Here is a 24,231-nt window from a genome sequence, read left to right on the forward strand (position 1 = left end):
GCAACGTCAACACCGCCCACACGTCGCATCCGTTCCAGCCGCATTCCCGTGGTTGTTGCACCGACGCTGAGTGGTTGAGGAAATTCAATGTCTGAATCTTTTGCCGCCCTATTCGAAGAGTCCCTGAAACGCGCTGAAATGCGCTCGGGCGAAGTCATCACCGCCGAGGTCGTGCGCATCGAGCACAACCACGTGGTGGTCAACGCCGGCCTGAAGTCGGAAGCCTACGTGCCCCTGGCCGAGTTCAAGAACGACCAGGGCGAACTCGAAGTGCAGGTCGGTGACTTCGTCTCCGTCGCCATCGACTCCGTGGAAAACGGCTTCGGCGATACCCTGCTCTCGCGCGACAAGGCCAAGCGCCTCGCTTCCTGGATGTCGCTGGAAAAAGCGCTCGAATCCGGCGAATTCGTCACCGGCACGACCTCCAGCAAGGTCAAGGGCGGCCTCAAGGTCATGGTCAACGGCATCAGCGCCTTCCTGCCGGGCTCGCTGGTCGACAGCCGTCCGACCAAGGACCTGACCCCGTACGAGAACAAGACCCTGGAATTCAAGGTCATCAAGCTCGATCGCAAGCGCAACAACGTGGTGCTGAGCCGCCGCGCCGTGGTGGAAGCCTCCATGGGCGAAGAGCGCGCCAAGCTGATGGACACCCTGAAGGAAGGCGCCATCGTTCACGGCGTGGTCAAGAACATCACCGAATACGGTGCGTTCGTGGACCTCGGCGGCATCGACGGCCTGCTGCACATCACCGACATGGCATGGCGCCGCGTGCGTCACCCGAGCGAAGTGGTCACGGCCGGTCAGGAAATCACCGCCAAGATCCTCAAGTTCGACACCGAGAAGCACCGCGTCTCGCTGGGCCTCAAGCAGATGGGCGACGACCCGTGGATGGGCGTTTCGCGCCGCTACCCGCAAGGCACCCGCATGTTCGGCAAGATCACCAACATCGCCGACTACGGCGCGTTCGTGGAACTTGAACCCGGCATCGAAGGCCTGGTGCACGTCTCCGAAATGGACTGGACCAACAAGAACGTGGCCCCGTCCAAGCTGGTGTCGCTGGGCGACGAAGTCGAAGTCATGGTGCTCGACATCGACGAAGACAAGCGCCGCATCTCGCTGGGCATGAAGCAGTGCCGTGCCAACCCCTGGCACGAATTCGCCGAGCAGACCAAGCGCGGTGACCGCGTCAAGGGCCCGATCAAGTCGATCACCGACTTCGGCGTGTTCGTCGGCCTGGCCGCCGGCATCGACGGCCTGGTGCACCTGTCCGACCTGTCCTGGAACGAGCCCGGCGAAGCCGCCGTGCGCAACTACAAGAAGGGCCAGGAAGTCGACGCGATCGTGCTGGCCATCGATGTGGAGCGCGAGCGCATCTCCCTGGGCATCAAGCAGCTCGACGGCGACCCGTTCACCACCTTCGTGTCGGTGAACGACAAGGGTTCCATCGTGACCGGCAAGGTCAAGACCGTGGATGCCAAGGGCGCCGAGATCGATCTGGGCGAAGACGTGCTGGGTTACCTGCGCGCCAGCGAAATCAGCCGTGACCGCGTGGAAGATGCGCGCAACGTGCTGAAGGAAGGCGACGAAGTCAACGCCGTGGTGGTGAACGTGGATCGCAAGACCCGCAACATCCAGCTGTCGATCAAGGCCAAGGACGCCGCCGACCAGCAGGAAGCCATGGCCAACCTGAGCCAGCAGTCTTCCCGCGAAAACGCCGGCACGACCAGCCTGGGCGCCCTGCTGCGCGCCAAGCTGGACAACAACCAGAACTGAAGCGAAACCGGTTCAGCGCCGGGTGAGGCACCCGCCCGCGAGGGCGGCCTCTTGCCCGGCGCTGTCACCCCAACGCCCCCACTCCATTCGACATGACCCGAAGCGACCTCGTTGAAGCTCTGGCCAGCCGTTTCGGCCAGCTCACCCACCGCGATGCCGAGTTCGCCGTCAAGGCGATCCTGGACGCCATGGGCGAAGCCTTGGTGAAGGGCCATCGCATCGAGATCCGGGGTTTTGGCAGCTTCTCCGTCAACCGGCGCTCGCCTCGCATCGGACGCAACCCGCGTTCCGGTGAGAGCGTGATGATTCCGGAGAAACGCGTGCCGCACTTCAAGCCGGGCAAGGCCCTGCGCGAAGAGGTGGACAAGAAGACCGCCGAGATTCTGGGCCGCGAAACCCAGAAGCGGGCCTGATACAAGGGCCGCTCGCTACAATCGTCCCACCACAAAGGGGACGACGTGAAATACCTGATGTGGCTGCTTAACGCAGCCATTTTTTTTGTGCTGTTCGCCTTCGCGCTCAACAACCAGGACAGCGTGACGCTGCACCTGTTCTTCGGCGCCAGCTGGCAGGCGCCCCTGGTGCTGGTGATCCTGGTGGCGCTGGTGATCGGGGTCTTCCTGGGGGTGGCCGTGATGCTGCCGCTGTGGCTGCGCGCGCGGCGCAACCGCCGCCACCCCGCCTCTGCTTCGGCGCTGAACAGCACCGCCTTTGAAGGCGACACCACCCTGCTCCCTCCCGACCCGATCGACCGCCGGCATGGACTTTGATTTCACCTGGCTGCTCTGGGGCCTGCCGCTGGCGTTCGCGCTGGGCTGGGTGGCGTCGCGCTTCGACCTGCGCCAATGGCGCATGGAAGGCCGTCAAGCCCCCAAAGCCTACTTCCGCGGCCTCAACCACCTGCTCAACGAACAGCAGGACCAGGCCATCGACGCCTTCATCGAAGCCGTGCAGGGCGACCCCGACACCGCCGAGCTGCACTTCGCCCTGGGCAACCTGTTCCGGCGCCGGGGTGACTACGACCGCGCCGTGCGCGTGCACGAGCACCTGCTCTCGCGCGCCGACATCAGCCGCAAGGACCGCGACCGCGCCCAGCACGCCCTGGCGCTGGACTTCCTCAAAGCTGGCCTGCTGGACCGCGCCGAAACCGCCCTGCACAAGCTGCAGGGCTCGGACTTCGAGGGCGAAGCCCTGCTCGCGCTGCTGGGCATCTACGAACGCTCGCGCGACTGGCCCCAGGCCAAGCGCATCGCCCAACGCCTGGAAGATGCGGAACAAGGCAGCTTCGCCACCCGCCTCGCGCACTACCTGTGCGAAGAAGCCGAGCTCGCCCAGCGCGGCGGCGACAGCGCCACCGCCCTGCAACGGCTCAACGAAGCCGTGCAGCGCGCGCCCCAGCTGGCGCGCGGCTGGATGGCCTTGTCGGCCCTGAAGACGCAGGCTGGCGATGCCTCGGGCGCCTTCGACGCCCTGCTGCGCATGAACCAGCACGCCCCGCAAAGCCTGCCCCTGGCGGCCCGCGCCCTGGCCGACCTGGCCCGCCAGACCGGCCGCGAAGCCGATGCCCTGAAGCTGCTGCAGGCCAGCCACGACCGCGCCCCGGCGATCGACGTCACCGAAGCGCTCGCCAGCCTGAGCAGCGGCACCGAGGCCGTGCGCAGCCGTTACCTCAGCCACCTGGAGCGCGAACCTTCGCTGGTCATCACGACCGAGTGGATGGCCGGCGAGACGCTCTCCAACCCCACCGCCCAGGCCAGCGTGCAGAAGGCCCTGGAGCACGCCAGCGCGCCGCTGCGGCGCTACCGCTGCGCGGCCTGCGGCTTCGAAGCGCGCCAGCACTTCTGGCAGTGCCCGGGCTGCCAGGCCTGGGACAGCTACCCGGCAAGGCGGGTGGAAGAGCTCTGAAGCTCAGGCCTTGCCGTAACCACCTCCGCCCGGGGTGTGGATCTCGAAGATGTCACCGGCCTTCATCTCGGCCTGACCGATGTGTGCCAGGTCTTCGACACGTCCATCCGAGCGCACCACGCGGTTGATGCCGAGTTGCCCGGGCTCACCACCGGCCATACCGAAGGCGGGATGCACGCGGCCGTTGGACAGGATGCTCGCCGTCATCGGTTCCAGGAAACGCACGCGGCGCACGCCGCCGTCGCCGCCGTGCCAGCGCCCGGCCCCGCCTGAGCCGGCCCGGATCTCGTAGCTCTCCAGCCGCACCGGGAAACGGAATTCCAGCACCTCGGGGTCGGTCAGGCGCGAGTTGGTCATGTGGGTCTGCACCACGCTCGTGCCGTCGAAGCCCTCACCCGCGCCGCTACCGCCCGAGATGGTCTCGTAGTACTGGTGCGCGGTGTTGCCGAAGGTGAAGTTGTTCATCGTGCACTGGCTCGCCGCCATCACGCCCAGCGCGCCGTACAGCGCGTTGGTGATGCAACTGGAGGTCTCCACGTTGCCCGCCACCACCGAGGCCGGCGGGTTGGGGTTGAGCATGGAGCCGGGCGGGATGATCACCTTGAGCGGTTTGAGGCAACCCGCGTTGAGCGGGATGTCGTCATCGACCAGGGTGCGGAACACGTACAGCACCGCCGCCATGCACACCGCCGTGGGTGCGTTGAAGTTGTTGAGCTGCTGCGGCGAGGTGCCGGTGAAGTCGATCTCGGCGCTGCGCTCGGCCGCGTTCACCCGCACGTTCACCCGGATCTGTGCGCCGTTGTCCAGCGGCAGCGTGTACTGCCCGTCCTTCAGGCGCGTGATCACGCGCCGCACCGACTCCTCGGCGTTGTCCTGCACGTGGCGCATGTAGGCCTGTACCACGTCCAGGCCGAACTGCTCAACCATCTTGCGCAGCTCCTGCACACCCTTTTCGTTGGCGGCGATCTGCGCCTTGAGGTCGGCCATGTTCTGCTGCGGGTTGCGCGAGGGGAACTCGCCGCTCTGCAGCAGCGCGATCATCTCGGCCTCGCGCAGCACGCCCCGGTCCACCAGCTTCACGTTGTTGATCTGCACGCCCTCTTCCTCGATGCGCGTGGAGAACGGCGGCATGGAGCCCGGCGTGGCACCGCCGATGTCGGCATGGTGCCCCCGGGAACCCACGTAGAACGTGGGCTCGCTGCCCAGGTAGACCGGCGTGATCACCGTCACATCGGGCAGGTGCGTGCCACCGTGGTAGGGATCATTGAGCACGTACACATCGCCCGGCTGCATCCGCCCGGCGTTCTCCTGGATCACCGTCTTGATGCTCTCGCCCATCGAGCCCAGGTGCACCGGCATGTGCGGCGCGTTGGCGATGAGGTTGCCCTGCGCGTCGAACAGCGCACAGGAAAAATCCAGGCGCTCCTTGATGTTCACCGAGTACGCCGTGTTCTGCAGCTGCAGGCCCATCTGCTCGGCGATGTTCATGAACAGGTTGTTGAACACCTCCAGCAGCACCGGGTCCACCGTGGTGCCCACGGCGTGGCTCATCGCGCGCGGCACGCGGCGGTCCAGCACCAGGTGGTCCAGGGCCGTGAGCACCGCTTCCCAGCCCGGCTCCACCACCGTGGTCGCGTTCTTCTCCGCGATGATCGCCGGCCCGGGGATCACGTCGCCCGGGCGCAGGTCCTCGCGCACCACCAGCGCGCTGTCCAGCCACTGGCCACCCGAGTACATGCGCACCGTCTCGCGCCGGGGCAACTCGCGCGGTTCGTGCGTCGCCAGGCGCGGCTCCTGGGGCGCGTCGCCGGCCAGCACCGCCTCCACCGACACCGCCTCCACCACCAGCCGCTTGCCCTGCATGAGGAAGGCAAAGCGCTGCCGGTACGCGGCCTCGAAACGCGCCTCGATCTCGGCCACCTCGCCAAACGGCACCACCAGCGCCGAGTCGCTGCCTTCGTAACGCACATGCACCCGCCGGTGCACGATCGCCTCGCCGGCGTTCACCTGCTGGCGCCCCAGCTCGGCCCGAGCCGCGTCGGCCAGGGCATCGAGCGCCTCGGCAATGCCGGGCAGGGAAGTGGCCACCAACGGCCGTTCGATCGCCTGCTCTCGGATCACGTTCTGGTCGGCCAGGCCCATGCCGTAGGCACTGAGCACGCCGGCCAGCGGGTGCACGAACACGCGCGTCATGCCCAAGGCATCCGCCACCAGACAGGCGTGCTGCCCGCCCGCGCCGCCGAAGCACTGCAGGGTGTAGCGCGTCACGTCGTAGCCGCGCGCCACCGAAATCTTCTTGATCGCGTTGGCCATCTGCTGCACCGCAATGTGGATGAAGCCCTCGGCCACCTCCTCCGGCTGCCGCCCGGTCTGCGCCGCCAGCTCGGCGAACTTCGCCCGCACCGCGTCCTGGCTCAGCGCTTCGTCGGCCCTGGGGCCGAACACCTTGGGAAAGTGGGCCGGCTGGATCTTGCCTGTCATCACGTTGGCGTCCGTCACCGCCAGCGGGCCGCCGCGCCGGTAGCTCGCCGGGCCGGGGTTGGCGCCCGCGCTCTGCGGGCCGACCCGAAAACGCGAACCGTCGAACGACAGGATGGAGCCGCCCCCCGCCGCCACGGTGTGAATGCTCATCATCGGCGCGCGCATGCGCACCCCCGCCACCTGGGTCTCGAACTCGCGTTCGAACTCGCCCGCGTAGTGCGACACGTCGGTGGACGTGCCGCCCATGTCGAAGCCGATCACCTTGCCATGGCCCGCCAGACCCGCCGTGCGCGCCATGCCCACGATGCCGCCGGCCGGGCCGGACAGGATCGCGTCCTTGCCCTGGAAGGCATGGGCGTCGGCGAGGCCGCCTGAGGACTGCATGAAGAACAGCTTCACGCCCGGCATCTCGCCGGCCACCTGCTCCACGTAGCGGCGCAGGATGGGCGAGAGATAAGCGTCGACCACCGTGGTGTCGCCCCGGCTCACGAACTTCATCATCGGGCTGGTGCCATGCGAGCTGCTCACCTGCGTGAAGCCCACCTCGCGCGCGATGCGGCTCGCGTCGGCCTCGTGCGCGGTGAAGCGGTAGCCGTGCAGGAACACGACCGCCACGCTGCGCAGGCCGCGCGCGAAGGCTGCCTGCAGGTCGGCGCGCAGCGCCGCTTCGTCCAGCGGCTGCAGCACCTCGCCGTGCGCGGCCACGCGCTCCTGCGCCTCGATCACCTCGGCGTAGAGCAGCTCGGGCAGCACGATGCGGCGGTCGAACAGGCGCGGACGGTTCTGGTAGGCGATGCGCAGCGCATCCCGGAAACCGCGCGTGGTCACCAGCAGCGTGGGCTCGCCCTTTCGCTCGAGCAGCGCGTTCGTGGCCACCGTGGTGCCCATCTTCACGCACTCGACCTGTTCGGGCGTCACCGGCTCACCGGCCTTCAGCCCCAGCAGGTGGCGAATGCCGGCCACCGCCGCATCGCGGTACTGCTCCGGGTTTTCCGAGAGGAGCTTGTGGGTGACCAGGGTGCCGTCCGGCCGCTTGGCCACGATGTCGGTGAAAGTGCCGCCCCGGTCGATCCAGAACTGCCAGCGAGGTGTGTGGTTGGAATTCACCATGGTGTTCAAAGAGATGCGGCGCTGCGCGCGGCTTGGTCGTAAATGCCGGAGAGCACGCGCAGCAGGCGCGCGAGCTGGCCGATGTCGTGGTTGAGCGCGTCGTCCGCCTTGAGCGCATCGATCAGGCAGCTCTCGCGGATCTCGCGGTAGCGCGTGACGTAGCCCTTGCCTGCCTCGGTGGGCGCGTAGGTCACGTCCTTGCCGTTCTTGCTCGACTCCACCATGCCCAGGCTCTGCAGCTTCTTGAGCGAGTAGTTGACGAGGTGCGTGTCCTCCACATTCATGATGAAGGCGATGTCGGCCAGGCGCTTGTCGCGCGCGCGGTGCGAAACGTGGTGCAGCACCAGCACGTCCAGCGCGGTGAGGTCCTTCAGGCCGGCGGCACTCATGCAGTGCACCACCCAGCGGTGGAAGGCGTTGCCGGCCACGATCAGGCCGAACTCGAACTCACTCATCTCCGCGCTGCGCGGCGACACCAGGTGCGCGGAAGACACGATGGGCGAGCTCGGCGAGGCTGGCTTGGCACTTGCTTTGGAACGGGCCATGGCAAAAAGTCTGCGTCGTTTCGGTGCGGCGAAGTTTAGGCTTTATGTTGACGATTTGCCAACGATTTATTGACATTCAGGGAAATTACCGATCACACTTCGCCCACTCGCCGATAGAGTCTTCCGAGCCGCAACCGCAGCTCGATCCGTGTCCCATACCCACCTGGAGCCCTCAAGATGAAACGTCGCCTGTTCAGCCTTTCCGTGGCCGCTGCCACCATGGCCATGAGCCTCCCCGCCCTGGCCCAGACCAAATGGGACCTGCCGGCGGCCTACCCCGCCACCAACTTCCACACCGTCAACCTCACGGCCTTCGCCAACGACGTGGACAAGGCCACCGGCGGCAAACTCAAGATCACGGTGCACGCGGGCGCCTCGCTCTTCAAGGCGCCCGAGATCAAGCGCGCGGTGCAGGGCGGCCAGGCGCAGATCGGCGAGATCCTGCTGGCTGCCTATCAGAACGAGTGGCAAATGTTCGGGGCCGATGGCCTGCCCTTCCTGGCCACGAGTTATGCCGACTCCATGAAGCTCTACAAGGCGCAGAAACCCATTCTGGAAAAGAAGCTGGCCGAGCAGGGCATGACCCTGCTCTATACCGTGGCGTGGCCGCCCCAAGGTATCTACAGCAAGAAACCGGTGGCCAGCGCCGCCGACCTCAAGGGCAGCAAGTGGCGCGCCTACAGCCCGGCCACCTCACGCATCGCCGAACTGGTGGGCGCGCAGCCCGTCACTGTGCAGGCAGCAGAGCTCTCGCAGGCATTGGCCACCGGCGTGGTCGAATCCAACATGACTTCGGGCGCCACCGGCGTGGACAGCAAGCTCTACGAACATCTGAAGTACTACTACGACGTGCAGGCCTGGCTGCCGAAGAACGCGATCATCATGAACAAGCGCGCTTTCGACGCCCTGGACAAGCCGACGCAGGATGCCGTGCTCAAGGCCGGTGCCGAAGCCGAAGCGCGTGGCTGGGCCGCCTCGCAAAAGGTCAACACCGACACCCTGGCCATCCTGAAGGCCAACGGCATGGCAGTGGAAGCGCCTTCTGCCGCACTCAAGGCCGACATGCAGAAGGTCGGTGAAACCATGGTCAAGGAGTGGCTGGAGAAGGCCGGGCCCGAAGGCCAGGCCATGCTGGACGCTTACCGCAAGTAAATCCCTCGCAACACTGCCCGGCCCCCCGGGCAGTGTTTTTTTCACCTGTCCCATTTCCTTCCGATGCGAAAACTACTGGATGCCCTCTACACCGGATCGGCATGGCTGGCCGCGCTGTTCATGATCGGCGTGCTCGTCATGGTGCTCATGTCCATGCTGGGGCGCATGTTCCAGTTCTACATTCCGGGCACCGATGCCTACGCCGGCTACGCCATGGCCGGCGCCGGCTTCCTGGCACTGGCCCACACGCTCAAGAGCGGCGAACACATCCGCGTCACGCTGATCATCGGCAAGCTCACGGGTGGCATGCGGCGCGGCCTGGAGCTGTGGTCCCTCTCCGTGGCGGTGCTGCTCTCCGGTCTGCTGGCGGTCTACGCCTGGCGGCTGGCCTGGCAGTCGCACGCCTTCCACGACATCTCCACCGCCAGCGACGCCACGCCCCTCTGGATTCCGCAGATCCTCATGGGACTGGGCACCACGGTGCTGCTGATCGCCTTCCTTGACGAATGGGTGCTCGAGCTTCGCCGCCAGCGCTCGCACGACAGCGTGGAGACACACCATGAATGAAGTCGTCGTCACGACCTTGCTGATCGTCTCGCTGTTCGCTTTGCTGGGCAGCGGTGTCTGGATCGGACTCACCCTTGCGGGCGTGGCCTGGATCGGCATGGAGCTGTTCTCCTCGCGCCCGGCAGGTGACGCCATGTCCATCACCATCTGGGGCTCAGCCAGCAGCTGGACGCTGACCGCCTTGCCTCTGTTCGTGTGGATGGGCGAAATCCTCTTTCGCACCAAGCTCTCCGAAAGCATGTTTCGCGGCCTGGCACCCTGGGTCAACGCCCTGCCCGGCCGGCTGCTGCACACCAACATCCTGGGGAGCACGATCTTCGCGGCGGTGTCCGGCTCATCGGCTGCCACCTGCGCCACCATCGGCAAGATGAGCATCCCCGAGCTTACGAAACGCGGCTATCCGCCCGAGAAGATTGTCGGTTCGCTGGGAGGAGCCAGCACGCTGGGCCTGCTGATCCCGCCGTCGATCATCATGATCGTCTACGGCGTAGCGGCCGAGGTTTCGATCGCCAAGCTGTTCGTGGCCGGTGTGCTGCCCGGCCTGATGCTCGCGGCGCTGTTCAGCGGCCATCTGATGATCTGGGCCCTGATCCACCCGGACCAGGTCCCTCGCAGCGATGACCGCATGAGCTTCAGGCAGAAGCTCGGTGAATCCCGCCACCTGATCCCCGTGATCCTGCTCATCGGCGGCGTGATCGGCACCATCTACACCGGCATCGCCACCGCAACGGAGGCCGCCGCTGTGGGCGTGGTGGGTTCGCTCATCCTCTCCGCTGCACAAGGTTCGCTGAACTGGGGCACGTTCCGCGATTCGCTGCTGGGTGCCACGCGCCTGTATTGCATGATCGCGCTGATCCTCGCGGGCGCTGCTTTCCTCACCCTGTCCATGGGCTACATCGGCCTGCCGCGCCACCTGGCCGAATTCGTCACCGGACTGAACCTGTCGCCGGGGGTGCTGCTGCTGGCGCTGGCGGTGTTCTACATCGTGCTGGGATGCTTCCTCGACGGCATCTCGATGATCGTGCTGACCATGGGCGTCATCCTGCCCACGGTCACCGCCGCCGGCATCGACCTGATCTGGTTCGGCATCTTCGTGGTGATCGTGGTTGAGATGGCGCAGATCACCCCGCCCGTGGGTTTCAACCTCTTCGTGCTCCAGGGCATGACCAAACGCGAGATCACCTGGATTGCCAAGGTCTGCCTGCCCTATTTCTTCATCATGGTCCTGGCGGTGCTCCTGCTCTGGTGGTTCCCGCAGATCGTGAGCTGGCTGCCCTCCCGCATGTAACAAAAGGCCATCCTCTAAGATACGCAGGCCCTGCACCCGCCCCGGGTGCAGGGTTTGTTTTTTTGAAGGTATTCCCCCGTGTTCAAGAATGTGACGATCTACCGCATCGCGCCCGGCTGGGAAGCGACGCTGGAAGACATGGAAGCCGCGCTGGACGCGGCCCGTTTCGTGCCCTGCGGCGCCTCGCAGGACAAGTCCGTCGGCTGGATCGAGCCGCGCGGCGAGGCCCACGGCCCGCTGGTGGAATCCGTGGCCGGCCAGCGCATCCTGAAACTGCAGATCGAGACCAAGGGCGTGCCCGGCTCGGTCGTGAAGAAAAAGGCCCAGGAAGAAGCCGACCACATCGAGGCCACCACCGGCCGCAAACCCGGCAAGAAGGAAACCAAGGCCCTGCGCGAAGACGCGCTGCTGGCCCTGCTGCCCCAGGCCTTCGCGCGCCAGATGACCGTGTGGGTCTGGATCGACCTGCAGAACGGCTGGCTCGTCACCGACGCCAGCAGCCAGGGCAAACTCGACGAAGTCGTCACCGCCCTAGTGCGCGCCTTCGACGGCCTGGCCGTCACCCTGCTGCAGACCGCCGTGACGCCGCAGACCGCCATGACGCAATGGCTCTCGGCCACCACGCCCGACGAATGGCCCGGCGGCTTCGCGGTGGAGCGCGAGTGCGAGCTCAAGTCCGGCGACGAAGAAAAATCGGCCGTGAAATTCACGCGCCACAACCTCGCCACCGACGAGGTGCGCAAGCACATCACCGAAGGCAAGCTGCCCACCCGCCTGGCCATGAGCTGGGAAGGCCGCATCGGCTTCACGCTCACCGAATCGCTGCAGGTCAAGAAAATCAACTTCCTCGAAGGCGTGTTCGACGGCCGGCCTGAAGAAGGCGAGAACGGCTTCGACACCGACGTGGCCCTGTCCACCGGCGAGCTGCAGAAACTCATCCCCGAACTCATCGAAGCCCTGGGCGGCGAGATGGCCTTCGGCGCCGCTGCCGACAGCGCGCCTTCGGCGCCGGCACCTGCCGCGCGCGAAGCCGTCACCGCCGACGCGGACGACGACGGCCCGCCGTTCTGATCCTCTCCCGCTGAAGCGCGATCCCCATGCACAGCGTCATCGCCATCTCCCTCGGTGCCGTGCTCGGCGCGCTGGCCCGATGGCGCCTGAGCCTGTGGCTCAACCAGGGCGCCGCCGTGCTGCCCTGGGGCACGCTGGCGGCCAACTGGATCGGCGCCTACATCGTGGGCGTGGCCGTGGTGTTCTTCCAGAGCCAGACGCAGATCGACCCGGTCTGGCGGCTCGCGGTCATCACCGGTTTTCTCGGCGCGCTGACCACCTTCTCCACCTTCTCGGCCGAAGTCATCGCCATGCTGCAACAAGGCCGCTTCGCGCTTGCCGTCGGCACGGCCGGCCTTCACCTGCTGGGCTCGCTGCTGCTCACCTGGGTGGGCATGCGCAGCGCCGCGATCTGGTTCACGCCGGCCTGAACTCGCTGCGGTAGAGCCCCGGCGTCATCGCCGTGTGCTGCTTGAACTGCCGGGTGAAATGGGCCTGGTCGGCGAAGCCGCACACATAACCCACCTGGGCCGTGGGCATGCTGTCCGCCGCCAGCAACCGGGCCGCCCCGGCGAGCCGGGCCTGGGACAGCAACTGCGTGAAGCTCACCCCCTGGCCCGCCAGGCGGCGCTGCAGCGTGCGCGGCGACGAGGCCGCCTCCCGCGCCAGCGCGTCCACCGTCCAGCCCCGCCCCGGGTCGGCGGCGAGGCGGGCCTGGAGGTGGGCGACCCAGCCCTCCGGCGTCGCGGCGCCCCGTTCGATCTGCGGGCGTTCGGGCCGGGCCTGCCAGCGCAGTTCCCAACTCGACACATCGCTCGGCCAGACGGGCGAGTGCCACGCGCCCTGGCTGCGGCTCCACACCGCCTGGCCAACCGGCCGGGCCTGCACGCCCGGCGTGCGCAGGTACTCACACAGCGCCACCAGAAAGCCGAACACCAGCAGGTCCTCGGCCGGCGTGGGCGGGTGGCGCGGGTCCAGCGACACGTGCCGCAGGCACAGCAGGCCGGGCCCGGGCTGGCTCACGCGCACGCGGTGGCGCGAATGCACGAAGCGCTCCAGGCGCTGCCAGCGCTGCAGCAGGTCGGGCGGGTCGCGCGCGAGCGAGAGCGCGAGCAACAGCGGCTCGTCGTCCATGCCGTGCACGGCTTCGCCCAGCCGCACGATCACATCCGGCCCATGGGCCTGCCACAGCCGCTCCAGCCAGGCGCGCTTGTCCGCCAGCGGCACGTGCGCGCGGCGAACCGCGGGCGGGCCGTCGGCCGCCAGGCCCTGCCGCTGCAGGCCGGCGCGCACCAGGCGCAGCATGGCTTCGGAAGCAAAGTCGTTCATGTCCTTGTCTGGGCCAGCAGGCCGGTGTCGATCGGGAACCGCTGGATGCGCACGCCGGTGGCCTCGCGCACCGCGTTGGCGATCGCCGCCGCCGTGGCCACGATGGCGGTCTCGCCCGCCCCGCCGGGCGCGCCGTCCGCGTCCACCAGCACCACCTCCAGCGGTGGAATCTGGTCCAGCGATGGTATCGGCGCTTCGGCAAAACTGCCCGGGCCGATGCGCGAATCGACCGCCGTCAGCCGGTCGCTCAGCGCCATGCCCAGGCCCCACACCAGGTTGCCCTCGCACTGCGCGCGCACCTGGTCGGGGTTGATCACGGTGCCGCAGTCGTGCGCGCAGACCAGCCGCGTCACCCGCAGCTGGCCGCGCGCGTCCAGCTCCACCTCGGCCACCACGGCCACGTAACTCACCTGCTTGTAGACGCCGCAGGCCACGCCGCGCCCGCGCCGCAGCCCCGGCGCAGCGGGTGGCAACGCGCCGGCCCGTGCGTCCACCGCGCGCAGCACCCCCGCCAGCCGCGGGTCTTCGGCGTGCTGCAGGCGAAACGCCACCGGGTCCACGCCCGCCTGCCGCGCGCATTCGTCAATGGCCGACTCCATCGCCAGCCCGTTGGGCCCCGCGCCCAGACCGCGCCAGGGTCCGGTGAACACCGGCAGGCGGTTCAGCGCGAACTCGGCGCGCTTGCGCGCGCAGCGGTAAGGCAGCTGCGCCCCGCGCGCCACGCCCGCGTCGGTCACGAAGTCGGTCAGGCGCTGCATCCAGGCCGGCAGGCCCGCGTTGGTGAACAGGATGTGGCTGCTGCCGAACGCATGCCACCACTGGTCGAGCCGGCCGTCGCGCAGGCGCACGCGGATGCGGTGGCTCGACGGCGGCCGGTGAAAGCCCTGGCGGAACTCCTGCGCGCGCGTCCACTGCAGCTTCACCGGCTGCCGCACCGCCTGCGCCAGCACCGCGGCCTCCAGCTCCACCGTGCAGATCGTCTTGCCGCCGAAAGCCCCGCCCACGCGGCTGGCGTGCACGCGCACCCGGTCTTCGTCCAGCCCCAGGCGCTGGCAGACCACGTCGCGCTGGTAGTACACGTCCTGCGACCCCACCCAGAGGTCCAGCCGGCCCTCGGCATCGAACGCCGCCACCGCCGCGCGCGGCTGGATCGGCGCGTGCGCCGCCAATGGGATGTCGATGCGCAGGTCCACGTCCCACTCACCGTGCGCGTCGATGGCGTCCTCGTGCACCCGGTACTTGAATCCACCTTCTGCGAGGTGGCGGTCCACGTCCACCAGCTGGTCGATGTCGGCCTGCCCGAAACCGCCTTGAGAAAGCCAGCGTGCGTCCAGCGCCGCCTCGATGCGGTCCAGCGCCCCGGGTGTGCGCGCGACGATGCCGATGCCCTCGCTCGACGCCTGCTGCAGGCGCTGATCGCGCACCAGCGCCACGAAGCCCTTCACCGCCCGCGCGGCAGCCTCGTTCATCGAACCCAGCGTGGAGGCGCGCTCGGCCGACACCGGCGCGCGCAACACGCGACCGAACAGCAGGCCCGGCAGGCGCACGTCTGCCACATAGACCGGCGCGCCCGTCACGATGGCCTGCCCCTGTTCGATCGGCACGGCCCGGCCCACATGGCGGCCCCCGCGCTGGAACGCACGCAGTTGCGCCATGGGCCGGGGCTCGGCCATGCGCTCGCCCTCGCTGTGCCCGGCCGCCAGCGCCTCGCGCAGCGTGGCACAGGCCTGGGCCAGCGGCAGGGCGAAGTCCTTCACCGACTCGCTGCCCACGGTGGCGCGCACGCGCGCCATCTCGCCGGTGTGCGGCAGGCGCAGCGTGAGCTGGTCCCAGCCGATGCCCAGTTCCTCGCACGCCACCTGCTTGAGCGCGGTGCCGATGTTCTGGCCCATCTCCACGCGCGGCAACAGCAGCTCGTAGCGGCCCTCGCGGTGCCGCACCCAGCCCAGCGCGTCCTCGTAGCCCGCCACCGGCCGCTTGGGAATCACCGGCAGGGCGCAGCCGGCCAGAAAGGCCACGCTCAACACCCCGCCGGCCTGCAGGAAACCGCGCCGCTTCACGGCCGTCCCCGCTGCAAGGCCGCCGCGCGCTGCACGCCCGCGCGGATTCGCTGCTGCGTGCCACAGCGGCACAGGTTGCCCGCCAGCGCCTCGTCCACGCGCGCCGGGCTGGGCGCCGGGTCCTGCCGCAGCAGGGCCACGGTGGCCATGATCTGGCCCGCCTGGCAATAGCCGCACTGCGGCACGCGCTCGTCCAGCCAGGCCTGTTGCACCGGGTGCAGGCCGCCTTCACGGCCCGCCAGCCCCTCGATGGTTTCCACGGCCTGGCGCTGCACCGCGCTCACCGGCAGCAGGCAGCTGCGCTGCGCCTGGCCGTCGAGCAGCACGGTGCAGGCGCCGCACTGGCCCGCACCGCAGCCGAACTTGGTGCCCACGAGGCCCAGGTGTTCGCGCAACACGGCGAGCAGGGTCTCGTCCTGCCAGTCGGGGTGGATGTCGAACCGCTGGCGGTTCACGAGGATGTGCATGGCAAGGCTCCGGTGAGGGGGATGCCGCACTGTCCCAGCCGCCGCGCCGCGCGTCTTGAAGATTCGCGCCACGCCCGCATCCGGCCCTACTGACGTTCGGGGCAATCCCATTCCAGGAAAATACGCGCATGTTCCATTTCAACCTCGTCCAACCCACGTTCGCGGCATAGCTGCGTCCTTTCGATGGAAATCGGAAGGCGATGACCTTCCGGCCCCACAACCCCGGCAGGCATGGTCTTCCGGGGTTTTTGTTTTTTCAGGTTCCCACATGTTCACGCGCACTTACGACAAGCTGATCGCCACGATTTCCGCCCGCCGGAACGTGGGATGCGTGCGCGTGCGCCCGTGGTCCGGCCGACCCATTCCCTCCTGAGTCAGCTCCGGTGAATCCATGCCGGGGCGGCTTGATCGTCCTGACATGTGGACCCTCGAAGGGGTCCGGAAAGATTCACCATGAACCGCACCAACAACAACGGCATCCGCAACATCGGCATCATTGCCCATGTGGACGCGGGCAAGACCACGACCAGCGAACGCATCCTCTACTACACGGGCGAAAGCCACCGCATGGGCGAAGTGCACGATGGCGCTGCCCACATGGACTTCGACCCCGAGGAGCGCCGACGCGGCATCACCATCAACAGCGCCGCCACCACCGTGCATTGGCGCGGCGTGCAGATCAACCTGATCGACACCCCCGGCCACATCGACTTCAACATCGAGGTGGGCCGCGCGTTGCGCGTGCTCGACGGTGCCGTGGTGGTGCTGGACGGGGTGGCCGGCGTGGAGCCGCAGACCGAGACCAACTGGCGCCTGGCAGACCGGCACGAAGTGCCACGCATCGCCTTCGTCAACAAGCTCGACCGCACGGGCGCGAACTTCGAGCGCGTGATCGCGTCGATGCGCGAACGCTTGGGCGTGCAGGCCGTCCCGGTGCACCTGCCGATCGGCGCCGAAGGCGAATTCCGCGGCGTCGTGGACCTGGTGCGCATGCGCGCCCTGCTGTGGGCGCGTGACGATGCATCGCAGCCGGTGCAGGAAGCCGCCATTCCATCTGCCCTCCTGGCCGAAGCCCAGGCGGGTCGCGCGCGCCTGCTGGAAGCCGTGGTCGAGCAAGACGACGAGGCCCTGGAGGCCTGGCTGCGCGGCGAAGAGCCCTCGGTGGAACGGCTGCAACGCTGCATCCGTGCGGGCGTGCGCCAGCGTGCCTTTGTGCCCGTGCTGGCAGGTTCGGCCTTCCGCAATCGGGGTGTCGAGCCGCTGCTGGACGCGGTGGTCGACTGGCTGCCCGCGCCTGGGGAGCGCGAAGGCACCACCACGGGCCTCGACAGCGCGCCGCTGGCCGCCCTGGCATTCAAGGTGGTGGCCGACGAGCACGGCAGCATGGTCTTTGTGCGCCTGTATGCGGGCCGGTTGCGGCGTGGCGACTCGGTGCTCAACACCAGCACTGGTCGCATGGAGCGCGCGGCCCGCCTGTATGAGGTACATGCCGACAAGCGCATCGAACGCGATGAACTCGTGGCGGGCGAGATCGCCGCGGTGGTCGGCTTCAAGGACACCCTTACGGGCCAGACCCTGAGCGACCCCAGGCACCCGGTGCAGCTGGAGTCCATCGCCGTGCCGGAGCCGGTGATCCACATGGCGCTGGAGCCGCGCACCAAGGCCGACCAGCAGGGCCTGTCCAAGGCGCTGCAGAGCATGCTGCGCGAGGACCCGAGCCTGCGCGTGCGCCAGGACGATGAGTCGGGGCAGACCATTCTGTCCGGCATGGGCGAGCTTCAGCTGGAGGTCGCCGTGCACAAGCTGCACGACCGCCATGGCGTGGGCGTGGTGGTGGGCCGTCCCCAGGTGGCCTACCGCGAGACCATTGCCACGGCAGCGGAGCTGACGCACGTGCACAAGAAACAGACCGGCGGCCCCGGCCAGTTCGCGCAGCTCACGCTGCGCCTGGAACCTCTGGAGCGAGGTGCAGGCGTGCAGTTTGAGAGTCGCATCGTCGGCGGCGCGATTCCCCGCGAGTTCATTCCCGCGGTGGAAGCGGGCGTCCGGCGCGCGGCCGAAGCCGGTCCGGCTTCGGGCTACCCGGCCGTGGACTTCCGCGCCGTGCTGCTGGATGGCGCGTTCCACGAGCGCGACTCCTCGGCCATGGTCTTCGAGCTGGCGGCAAGCCATGCGCTGCGCGATGCCTTCGCCAAGGCCCGGCCACATCTGCTGGAGCCGGTGATGGCCGTGGAGGTGATAACGCCCACGGAATACCTGGGCGACGTGATCGGCGATCTGCACCGCCGCCGTGGCCAGGTGCGAGGGCATGAAGTGCGCGGCACGGCCACGGTGGTCGACGCGCTGGTGCCGTTGAAGGAGATGTTCGGCTACATCAGCACGCTGCGCGCACTTTCATCGGGCCGTGCGCAGTACACGATGCAGTTCGACGGCTACCAGGTGGCGCCGCCGGCTGTGGCCGAGTTGGCTGTGGCTTGACCAGAAGGGTGCCATCTTGCGGGATGGCACCCTTTTCTTTGGCACTTGAACTCACGGCGCGTCGCAAGGCCCTACTAAGATGTCGTCATGAATGATGCCAACATCGATGCAGTGGTTGAACTCGAAGAGCGGCTGGCGCGCGCGATGCGCACCTCCGACGTCCCGGTTCTGGACGAACTGCTGGCGGACGATCTGCTGTTCACGAACCACCTAGGCCTGGTGGTGACGAAACTGGAAGACCTTGACGTTCATCGATCGGGCTTGTTGAAGCTCGACTCGCTCGTTGCGTCGGACCGCAGCATCCGGCAGCTCGGCAACGTGGCCATTGTCGCGGTGCGGGTGCAGCTGGCTGGACGCCATGCCGACCACCATTTTGAAGGCACGTTCAGATACACCCGCGTTTGGGCACTGCTGGGCGCCCGCTGGCGGATCGTCGCCGCACACGCGAGCGTGGTGGCCGCATAACACGGTCGGCCACAGGCTGCGGCAGAATGCACCCACGGGCCGCGCACAGCCGGCCCGCTTCCGCCCCGGGCCCCATCACGCCCGAGGGCACAAGACTCCTGTTGAACCCGGCACGAGCAGATCACGGTCGCGCAACCGCGCGGCCCCCGGCGATCCGTCCTTTCAACCCAGGAGTTCCACACCCATGCCTGCACCGGCCACCTCCCCGCGCCTCGCGGTCCTCATCGCCCTGTCCGCGCTGGCGATCCTGCCGCTCAACATGTTCGTGCCCTCGCTGCCGAACATCGCCACCGACCTCGACGCCGACTTCGCGCTCGTCAACCTCGCCGTCGCCGGCTACGCGATCGCCACCGCCGTGGCGCACCTGATCGCAGGCGCAATGTCCGACCGCTTCGGGCGCAAGCCCGTCGCGCTGGCCGCGCTGGCGGTCTACACCCTCGCCTCCGTCGGCTGCAGCCTGGCGACCGACATCACCACCTTCCTGGTGTGCCGCATGCTCCAGGCCACCGTCATCGCCGGCTATGCCGTGTCCCTCGCGGCCATCCGCGACACCTCGGACGAAGGCGGGGCCGCCAGCCGCATCGGTTATGTCTCCTCGGCCTGGGCCCTGGCGCCCATGATCGGCCCCACCGTGGGCGGCCTGCTCGACAGCGCCTTCGGCTGGCGCGCCAACTTCGTCGCCTTCGCCGTGCTCGGGCTCGCGGGCCTTTGGCTGGTGGCCTTCCACCTGAAGGAGACCAACCACCACCGCACCGCCTCCTTCGCCCTGCAACTGAAGGGCTACGGCGAGCTGGGCCGCTCGCTGCCGTTCTGGGCCTATGGCCTGTGCATGGCCTTCGGCATCGGCACGCTGTACGCCTTCCTGGGCGGTGCGCCGCTGGTGGCGGCGCAGCTGGGCGGCTTGTCGAGCACGGCCCTGGGCGCCTACATGGGGCTGGTGCCGGCGGGCTTCATGCTGGGCAGCTACCTCGTCGGGCGCGCCAGCTCAAGACACCCGCCGACCCGCCTGATCCTGGTGGGCCGCGTGCTCACCGCCCTGGGCCTGCTGGTGGGGCTGGTGCTGATGGCCTCGGGCCTGACGCACCCGCTCGCCTTCTTCGGCCCCTGCGTCTTCGTGGGCCTGGGCAACGGCCTGACCATGCCGGCGGCCAACGCGCGCATCCTGTCCCTGCGCCCGCACCTCGCGGGCACGGCGTCCGGCCTGGCCGCCGCGGTGACGGTGATCGGCGCCGGCGTGGTCGCGTTCTGCTCGGGCCTGGTGGTCAACGCCTCGAACGCCCACCTCGCCGTGCTGGGGGTGATGTGGGCCAGCTCGCTGCTGTCGCTGCTCGTGGCCCTGTTCATTGTTCGCACCGAACGCTAAACCCTGTGCCGCTCGATGAACGCCCGCGCCTCGGCCGGCCGGGTGATCTCCGTCCATTGGAGGTGGGCGTAGCACGGATCCTCGCGAAGGCCGGCGTACTTGCGCCGGTTCTTCTCGAAGGTGCGGAACGACCACAGCAGGATGGAATCGCGAGAGAAGAACGCCATGCGCAGCGACTCGCGGTTGCCGTGAAACAGTTCTTCGCGCGTCACGATCCGGCCGACCGTGCGCCAGAGCACGCGCCAGAACACCGTCCAGCGGCCGTAATTGAGCCACACCACGTGCGTGGCCCGGGGCCACAGCACGTCGCGCACGGCACTGTAGTTGCCATCGGCCACCCAGCGTTCGCCCGCCGTGGCCACCGACACGCTGCGCTCGAACTGTTCGTGGGGCACCGCCTGCCAATCCGGCCCCCAATAGGCTTGGTCCAGCTCGACGTGCCGGCACTGCGCCGCTTTGCCCAAGGCCTCGGCGAAGGTCGATTTGCCGGCGCCACTTGTTCCTACAACCAGAAATCGCATGCGCGCGATGCTAGCCCACCGCGCGGCCTGCTCAGGCCATTTGCCGGGGGCCCAGGTTGATGGGGTGTTGGGAGTATTCGCCTGCGCCTCACGTCCGTCTGTGGGGTAGCCCACACAGGGGAAGACCCTTTCACCACGCCCCGTACTGCTCGACCACGCCGCGCCACAGAGCCAGCAGCTCGGCCCGCGCCGCGCGGTCGCCCGCGGATTTCCAGACCGCCGTCTGCACCAGCACCAGGCGCCGCGCAGGGTCCACAAAGATCACCTGGCCGCGCACACCGATGAGGGCAAACCGCGGCCGTGCCCCTGGAAAGATCCAGAAATGGTTCCCGTAGCCAAAGTAGGAACTCGCCACAAAGGGCTGAGCATGGGGCGCGAAGGTGGTCGATTGCCGCACCCACGCCGCGGGAATGACCTGCCTGTCGCCGATCCGTCCCCCATTGGCCAGCAACATCCCGAGACGACCGTAGTCCCGCAGCGTCGCGTGCAGGAACGCGAAAGCCGCTTCCTGGCCCGCGGCATCGACCAGGAAACTCGCGTCGTCCTGAGCCCCCATGGGCTGCCAGATCCGTTCACTCAGGTAGTCGGCCGGCGCAACACCGGTGGCACCGCGCAGCACGAGACCGAGCGCCTGCGTGTCCGCAGACGAGTAGTAGAACAACTTGCCCGGTGCGATCCGGCGCTGGACATACGGGAACAACACCGCGGCCCCACCCCGCGAGCGGCGCCCGATGGTGTCTTCGATCAAGGCACTCAGGTCGTCGCGGCCGTCGTACTGCTCCGAGAACCGGACACCCGATGACATCTGGAGCAGATCGCGGATCGAAGCCGCACCATAGGGGTTGCCCGTCAGCTCGGGCACGTAGACCTGCGCCAGGTCGTCGAGAGAACGAATATGCCCTTCCTCCACGGCGATGCCGATGAGCAGGCCCACGATGGACTTGGCCATCGACGCAGACAGGAAGCGCGTGGCCGGGCCGCGCCCGTACTGGTAACGCTCGAGCACCACCGTGTCGTCCTTGATCACCATGAGACCCGTGACCCGCTGGCGGTCCAGATAATCGTTCACGTCGAGGCGTCGGCCATCGTGCTCATACGCAAAACGCGTTTCCTCAGGCGCACTGGCCAGAGGCCTCGAATGCGCGCCCTTTCTGACGGCGCGATGGGCCAGCGCCTGCTCCAAGGCCCCACTGAAGGAGTCCAGCAGGTGCTCGGGCTGCTCGTCCGCCACAAGATGCGGTGCCAACGGGACGGGACCGCCGGGTGGATAGCCTTGCCCGCCCCTCAACAGCGCCTCGTCCGGCGCGGCGGCATGGGCGACGCAGGCCAGCATGAACGCAAGGCAGGCCGTTACAGCAGGTAAAGAGGTCATCAGAAGATGCTAACGCTGCCCGGCTCGCGGTAAGGTGCGGAGTTCCTCTTGTTCAACGCCCAAGGAGACCCGGAATGATCCCCAAGAACACGATCTGTCTCTGGTTCGACCGCGACGCCCTGGAGGCCGCGACCTTCTACGCCAAGACCTTCCCCGACAGCGCGGTCGGTGCCGTGCACCGCGCGCCGGGTGACTATCCCTCGGGCAAGGAAGGCGATGTGCTCACGGTGGAGTTCACCGTGGTGGGCATCCCCTGCATCGGGCTCAACGGCGGCCCGGTGTTCCCGCACAGCGAGGCCTTCTCTTTCCAGATCGCCACCGACGACCAGGAGGAGACCGACCGCCTTTGGAACGCCATCGTGGGCAACGGCGGCCAGGAGAGCGAGTGCGGCTGGTGCAAGGACCGCTGGGGCCTGTCGTGGCAGATCACGCCGCGCACGCTCACCGAGGCCTTCACCGGCTCCGACCGCGCGGCCGCCAAGCGCGCCTTCGACGCGATGATGTCCATGAAGAAGATCGACGTGGCCGCCATCGACGCGGCACGGCGCGGCTGACGCCTCAGCGCGTCGCGTAGCGCGCCAGCACCGCCGCCGCCTGCTGCACCAGCCGCTCGCGCAGCGCAGGCGGTGAGAGCACCTCGATCTCGTCGCCGAAGGCGAGCAACTGCCGCGCGCCCTGCTCCACCGATTCGACGCGCAGCGTCACCTCGTCGCTCACCGGGTCGCTGAACGGCACGCGCGCGTTCGCCAGCCACGTCATCCCCCGCGGCGTCACGCGCGCCCGCACCTCCAGCGAACGCAGCTCCGCCTCGAAGCGCGCAGCGGACGCCTGCCAGGTGCCCGCGAGGTCGAACGTCCTGGGCCGCCGAAAAGCGGCCCCCACCTTCAGCTCCAGCAGGCTTGCGAGCCGGTAGGTGCGCACGCCGTCGCCTTTCGCCGGGGCCGCGTCCACCGCGCGCGCCACCAGGTACCACGCGCCGGCCTTGAGCACCAGGCCCAGCGGCTCCAGCACGCGCCAGGCCTTGCCGCGCCAGCTTTCGTAGCGCACCTCGATGCGGCGCGCGCGCCAGACCGCGTCGGCCACCTCGCGCAGGAAGTTCGGCGCGTCCTGTGCGCGGTACCAGTCCACCGGGTCGATGTGCAGGCGCTGGCCCACGCGGTCGGCCTGTTCGCGCCATTCCCCCGGCAGGCTCGCCACCATCTTCAGCCGCGCCGAAGCCGCCGCCGCACCCAGGCCGAGCTCGGTGGCCGGCCCGGGCAGGCCGGCGAGCAGCAGCGCCTGGGCCTCGGGCTCGGTCATGCCGGTGAGCCGGGTGCTCCAGCCCTCGCGCAACTGAAAGCCGCCCTGGCGCCCCCGCTCGCCCCACAGCGGCACACCAGCAGCCGAGAGCTGGTCGATGTCGCGCAGCACGGTGCGTTCGGACACTTCCAGCGCCTGCGCCAACGCGCCGGCCGTCAGGCGGCCGCGCGCCTGCAGCAGCATGAGGATGGAGAGCAGTCGGCTGGCTTGCATGCGAGCGATTTAAACATGACACACCGTGTCATGTTATGCGGCGGATCATGGTTGCACTGTCTTTCAAGGAGCTTTTGCCATGACCGAATCCCCCATCGTCGAGCTGCGCCGCTACACCCTGCACCCGGGCCGGCGCGAGGCGCTCATCGAACTGTTCGACCGCGAGTTCGTCGAAACCCAGGAAGCCCAGGGCCTGCGCGTGATCGGCCAGTTCCGCGACCTCGACGACGCCGACCGTTTCGTCTGGCTGCGCGGCTTCGCCGACATGGCGCGCCGCGCCCAGGGCCTGGCCGCGTTCTACGGCGGCCCGGTGTGGCAGGCGCACCGCGACACGGCGAACGCCACCATGCAGGATTCGGACGACGTGTTCCTGCTGCGCCCGGCCTGGCCCGGTTCGGGCGTCGATGGCGAGGCAACACCCCGGCGCGCCCAGCCCGGCACCGCCGACACACCGCCCGGCCTGCTGGACGCGGCGGTGTTCCCGCTGCGCGCACCCGCCGGCGGCGACCTGCTGACGCTGTGCCGCGAGGTGCTCTCGCCGGTGCTGCGCCAGGGCGGCGCGCGGCGCATCGGCTGGTACGTGACGGAGCCCAGCCCCAACAACTTCCCGCGCCTGCCGGTGCGCGAAGGCGAGCCGGTGCTGGTGGGCTTCGCGCTGTTCGACAGCCCCGCCGCCTTCGACGCCTTTGCGCGCGGCGGCGCCTGGGCGCGCGACGCTCAGCCCACGCTCGCCCCCTGGCTGGCCGGCCCGACCGAAAGCCACCGCCTCACCCCCCCCGCCCGGTCCGCCCTG

The 24,231-nt window shown here is 68.4% G+C and carries 23 protein-coding genes; 15 read left to right on the forward strand and 8 right to left on the reverse strand.

Annotated elements, in window-relative coordinates; all coding sequences use genetic code 11:
* Positions 1 to 87 precede the first annotated feature (87 nt).
* From rpsA to lapB, 4 genes are all read left to right on the forward strand, one after another.
* Positions 88 to 1,773: a 30S ribosomal protein S1 gene (gene rpsA, locus AC07ZS_RS07800; RefSeq protein ID WP_494798020.1), complete on the forward strand. Its 1,686-nt coding sequence runs from the start codon at positions 88 to 90 to the stop codon at positions 1,771 to 1,773.
* A 92-nt stretch (positions 1,774 to 1,865) separates the two neighbouring features.
* Positions 1,866 to 2,186 carry an integration host factor subunit beta gene (locus AC07ZS_RS07805; RefSeq protein ID WP_291114839.1) on the forward strand — a complete coding sequence of 107 codons (321 nt, stop codon included), beginning with the start codon at positions 1,866 to 1,868 and terminating at the stop codon, positions 2,184 to 2,186.
* A gap of 45 nt (positions 2,187 to 2,231) precedes the next feature.
* Complete coding sequence (locus AC07ZS_RS07810) at positions 2,232 to 2,543, forward strand: LapA family protein (RefSeq protein WP_494798021.1); 312 nt, start codon at positions 2,232 to 2,234, stop codon at positions 2,541 to 2,543.
* Positions 2,533 to 3,678, forward strand: coding sequence for a lipopolysaccharide assembly protein LapB (lapB, locus tag AC07ZS_RS07815; RefSeq protein ID WP_494798022.1), 1,146 nt, complete (start codon positions 2,533 to 2,535; stop codon positions 3,676 to 3,678). Before AC07ZS_RS07810 ends, lapB begins: the two co-directional genes overlap by 11 nt.
* 3 nt (positions 3,679 to 3,681) lie before the next feature.
* Here the strand turns inward: lapB and AC07ZS_RS07820 are convergent, their stop codons facing one another.
* The gene (locus AC07ZS_RS07820; RefSeq protein ID WP_494798023.1) at positions 3,682 to 7,269 is read right to left on the reverse strand and encodes a hydantoinase B/oxoprolinase family protein; all 3,588 of its coding nucleotides are present in this window, start codon (positions 7,267 to 7,269) and stop codon (positions 3,682 to 3,684) included.
* 5 nt (positions 7,270 to 7,274) lie between these two features.
* Positions 7,275 to 7,814 carry a winged helix DNA-binding protein gene (locus AC07ZS_RS07825; protein WP_494798024.1) on the reverse strand — a complete coding sequence of 180 codons (540 nt, stop codon included), beginning with the start codon at positions 7,812 to 7,814 and terminating at the stop codon, positions 7,275 to 7,277.
* Between AC07ZS_RS07825 and AC07ZS_RS07830 the strand changes: the two genes are divergently transcribed.
* From AC07ZS_RS07830 to crcB, 6 genes are all read left to right on the forward strand, one after another.
* On the forward strand, positions 7,765 to 7,887 hold the full coding sequence (locus tag AC07ZS_RS07830; protein ID WP_494798043.1) for a hypothetical protein: 123 nt from the start codon (positions 7,765 to 7,767) through the stop codon (positions 7,885 to 7,887). The two genes, AC07ZS_RS07825 and AC07ZS_RS07830, sit on opposite strands and share 50 nt — an antisense overlap.
* A 104-nt stretch (positions 7,888 to 7,991) precedes the next feature.
* Positions 7,992 to 8,966 carry a TRAP transporter substrate-binding protein gene (locus AC07ZS_RS07835; RefSeq protein WP_494798025.1) on the forward strand — a complete coding sequence of 325 codons (975 nt, stop codon included), beginning with the start codon at positions 7,992 to 7,994 and terminating at the stop codon, positions 8,964 to 8,966.
* Positions 8,967 to 9,029: 63 nt separating this feature from the next.
* Entirely contained in the window at positions 9,030 to 9,533 is a 504-nt protein-coding gene (locus AC07ZS_RS07840; RefSeq protein WP_382159113.1) for a TRAP transporter small permease, read from the forward strand.
* On the forward strand, positions 9,526 to 10,821 hold the full coding sequence (locus AC07ZS_RS07845; protein WP_494798026.1) for a TRAP transporter large permease: 1,296 nt from the start codon (positions 9,526 to 9,528) through the stop codon (positions 10,819 to 10,821). Before AC07ZS_RS07840 ends, AC07ZS_RS07845 begins: the two co-directional genes overlap by 8 nt.
* Positions 10,822 to 10,899: 78 nt before the next feature.
* On the forward strand, positions 10,900 to 11,892 hold the full coding sequence (locus tag AC07ZS_RS07850; protein WP_494798027.1) for a recombination-associated protein RdgC: 993 nt from the start codon (positions 10,900 to 10,902) through the stop codon (positions 11,890 to 11,892).
* Between the two features lie 26 nt (positions 11,893 to 11,918).
* Positions 11,919 to 12,302: a fluoride efflux transporter CrcB gene (gene crcB, locus AC07ZS_RS07855; protein ID WP_494798028.1), complete on the forward strand. Its 384-nt coding sequence runs from the start codon at positions 11,919 to 11,921 to the stop codon at positions 12,300 to 12,302.
* On the opposite strand, the gene AC07ZS_RS07860 is transcribed toward crcB, so the two are convergent.
* The 3 genes from AC07ZS_RS07860 to AC07ZS_RS07870 are packed head-to-tail and all read right to left on the reverse strand — an operon-like array spanning position 12,289 to position 15,727.
* Complete coding sequence (locus tag AC07ZS_RS07860; protein ID WP_494798029.1) at positions 12,289 to 13,200, reverse strand: helix-turn-helix transcriptional regulator; 912 nt, start codon at positions 13,198 to 13,200, stop codon at positions 12,289 to 12,291. The genes crcB and AC07ZS_RS07860 overlap by 14 nt on opposite strands.
* Entirely contained in the window at positions 13,197 to 15,260 is a 2,064-nt protein-coding gene (locus tag AC07ZS_RS07865; protein ID WP_494798030.1) for a xanthine dehydrogenase family protein molybdopterin-binding subunit, read from the reverse strand. The genes AC07ZS_RS07860 and AC07ZS_RS07865 overlap by 4 nt, the downstream gene beginning before the upstream one ends.
* Positions 15,257 to 15,727, reverse strand: a complete 471-nt coding sequence (locus AC07ZS_RS07870) for a (2Fe-2S)-binding protein (RefSeq protein ID WP_494798031.1) — start codon at positions 15,725 to 15,727, stop codon at positions 15,257 to 15,259. The genes AC07ZS_RS07865 and AC07ZS_RS07870 overlap by 4 nt, the downstream gene beginning before the upstream one ends.
* Positions 15,728 to 16,180: 453 nt before the next feature.
* Between AC07ZS_RS07870 and fusA the strand changes: the two genes are divergently transcribed.
* The 3 genes from fusA to AC07ZS_RS07885 all read left to right on the forward strand — a co-directional run bounded on the left by fusA (position 16,181) and on the right by AC07ZS_RS07885 (position 20,033).
* Positions 16,181 to 18,205, forward strand: a complete 2,025-nt coding sequence (fusA, locus tag AC07ZS_RS07875; protein ID WP_494798032.1) for an elongation factor G — start codon at positions 16,181 to 16,183, stop codon at positions 18,203 to 18,205.
* An 87-nt stretch (positions 18,206 to 18,292) separates the two neighbouring features.
* Entirely contained in the window at positions 18,293 to 18,670 is a 378-nt protein-coding gene (locus AC07ZS_RS07880; RefSeq protein ID WP_494798033.1) for a nuclear transport factor 2 family protein, read from the forward strand.
* A gap of 184 nt (positions 18,671 to 18,854) precedes the next feature.
* Positions 18,855 to 20,033 (forward strand): MFS transporter, encoded by a 1,179-nt coding sequence (locus AC07ZS_RS07885; RefSeq protein ID WP_494798034.1) that lies wholly within the window; start codon positions 18,855 to 18,857, stop codon positions 20,031 to 20,033.
* Here AC07ZS_RS07885 and AC07ZS_RS07890 read toward each other — a convergent pair.
* Both AC07ZS_RS07890 and AC07ZS_RS07895 read right to left on the reverse strand, forming a co-directional pair.
* A complete protein-coding gene (locus AC07ZS_RS07890; protein ID WP_494798035.1) occupies positions 20,030 to 20,554 on the reverse strand; it encodes a P-loop NTPase family protein in 525 nt (174 codons plus the stop codon). The genes AC07ZS_RS07885 and AC07ZS_RS07890 overlap by 4 nt on opposite strands.
* Positions 20,555 to 20,684: 130 nt before the next feature.
* Entirely contained in the window at positions 20,685 to 21,926 is a 1,242-nt protein-coding gene (locus AC07ZS_RS07895; protein ID WP_494798036.1) for a serine hydrolase domain-containing protein, read from the reverse strand.
* A 74-nt stretch (positions 21,927 to 22,000) separates the two neighbouring features.
* On the opposite strand from AC07ZS_RS07895, the gene AC07ZS_RS07900 reads away from it, so the two are divergent.
* Entirely contained in the window at positions 22,001 to 22,480 is a 480-nt protein-coding gene (locus AC07ZS_RS07900; protein ID WP_494798037.1) for a VOC family protein, read from the forward strand.
* Between the two features lie 4 nt (positions 22,481 to 22,484).
* Here the strand turns inward: AC07ZS_RS07900 and AC07ZS_RS07905 are convergent, their stop codons facing one another.
* On the reverse strand, positions 22,485 to 23,438 hold the full coding sequence (locus AC07ZS_RS07905) for a helix-turn-helix transcriptional regulator (RefSeq protein ID WP_494798038.1): 954 nt from the start codon (positions 23,436 to 23,438) through the stop codon (positions 22,485 to 22,487).
* Positions 23,439 to 23,517: 79 nt separating this feature from the next.
* Here AC07ZS_RS07905 and AC07ZS_RS07910 point away from each other — a divergent pair.
* Positions 23,518 to 24,231: NIPSNAP family protein (locus AC07ZS_RS07910; RefSeq protein WP_494798039.1), on the forward strand; the 714-nt coding region annotated here is incomplete at its 3' end.

The organism is Hydrogenophaga sp. GW456-12-10-14-TSB4, from assembly GCF_059424305.1.

Coding starts and splice junctions, on each gene's coding strand:
- AC07ZS_RS07805 (WP_291114839.1), top strand. CDS start 1,866: ATGACCCGAAGCGACCTCGTTGAAGCTCTGGCCAGCCGTTTCGGCCAG.
- crcB (WP_494798028.1), top strand. CDS start 11,919: ATGCACAGCGTCATCGCCATCTCCCTCGGTGCCGTGCTCGGCGCGCTG.
- AC07ZS_RS07840 (WP_382159113.1), top strand. CDS start 9,030: ATGCGAAAACTACTGGATGCCCTCTACACCGGATCGGCATGGCTGGCC.
- AC07ZS_RS07845 (WP_494798026.1), top strand. CDS start 9,526: ATGAATGAAGTCGTCGTCACGACCTTGCTGATCGTCTCGCTGTTCGCT.
- fusA (WP_494798032.1), top strand. CDS start 16,181: ATGAACCGCACCAACAACAACGGCATCCGCAACATCGGCATCATTGCC.
- AC07ZS_RS07890 (WP_494798035.1), bottom strand. CDS start 20,554: ATGCGATTTCTGGTTGTAGGAACAAGTGGCGCCGGCAAATCGACCTTC.
- AC07ZS_RS07900 (WP_494798037.1), top strand. CDS start 22,001: ATGATCCCCAAGAACACGATCTGTCTCTGGTTCGACCGCGACGCCCTG.
- AC07ZS_RS07880 (WP_494798033.1), top strand. CDS start 18,293: ATGAATGATGCCAACATCGATGCAGTGGTTGAACTCGAAGAGCGGCTG.
- AC07ZS_RS07860 (WP_494798029.1), bottom strand. CDS start 13,200: ATGAACGACTTTGCTTCCGAAGCCATGCTGCGCCTGGTGCGCGCCGGC.
- AC07ZS_RS07870 (WP_494798031.1), bottom strand. CDS start 15,727: ATGCACATCCTCGTGAACCGCCAGCGGTTCGACATCCACCCCGACTGG.
- AC07ZS_RS07905 (WP_494798038.1), bottom strand. CDS start 23,438: ATGCAAGCCAGCCGACTGCTCTCCATCCTCATGCTGCTGCAGGCGCGC.
- AC07ZS_RS07895 (WP_494798036.1), bottom strand. CDS start 21,926: ATGACCTCTTTACCTGCTGTAACGGCCTGCCTTGCGTTCATGCTGGCC.
- AC07ZS_RS07825 (WP_494798024.1), bottom strand. CDS start 7,814: ATGGCCCGTTCCAAAGCAAGTGCCAAGCCAGCCTCGCCGAGCTCGCCC.
- AC07ZS_RS07835 (WP_494798025.1), top strand. CDS start 7,992: ATGAAACGTCGCCTGTTCAGCCTTTCCGTGGCCGCTGCCACCATGGCC.
- rpsA (WP_494798020.1), top strand. CDS start 88: ATGTCTGAATCTTTTGCCGCCCTATTCGAAGAGTCCCTGAAACGCGCT.
- AC07ZS_RS07885 (WP_494798034.1), top strand. CDS start 18,855: ATGCCTGCACCGGCCACCTCCCCGCGCCTCGCGGTCCTCATCGCCCTG.
- lapB (WP_494798022.1), top strand. CDS start 2,533: ATGGACTTTGATTTCACCTGGCTGCTCTGGGGCCTGCCGCTGGCGTTC.
- AC07ZS_RS07820 (WP_494798023.1), bottom strand. CDS start 7,269: ATGGTGAATTCCAACCACACACCTCGCTGGCAGTTCTGGATCGACCGG.
- AC07ZS_RS07830 (WP_494798043.1), top strand. CDS start 7,765: ATGGGCGAGCTCGGCGAGGCTGGCTTGGCACTTGCTTTGGAACGGGCC.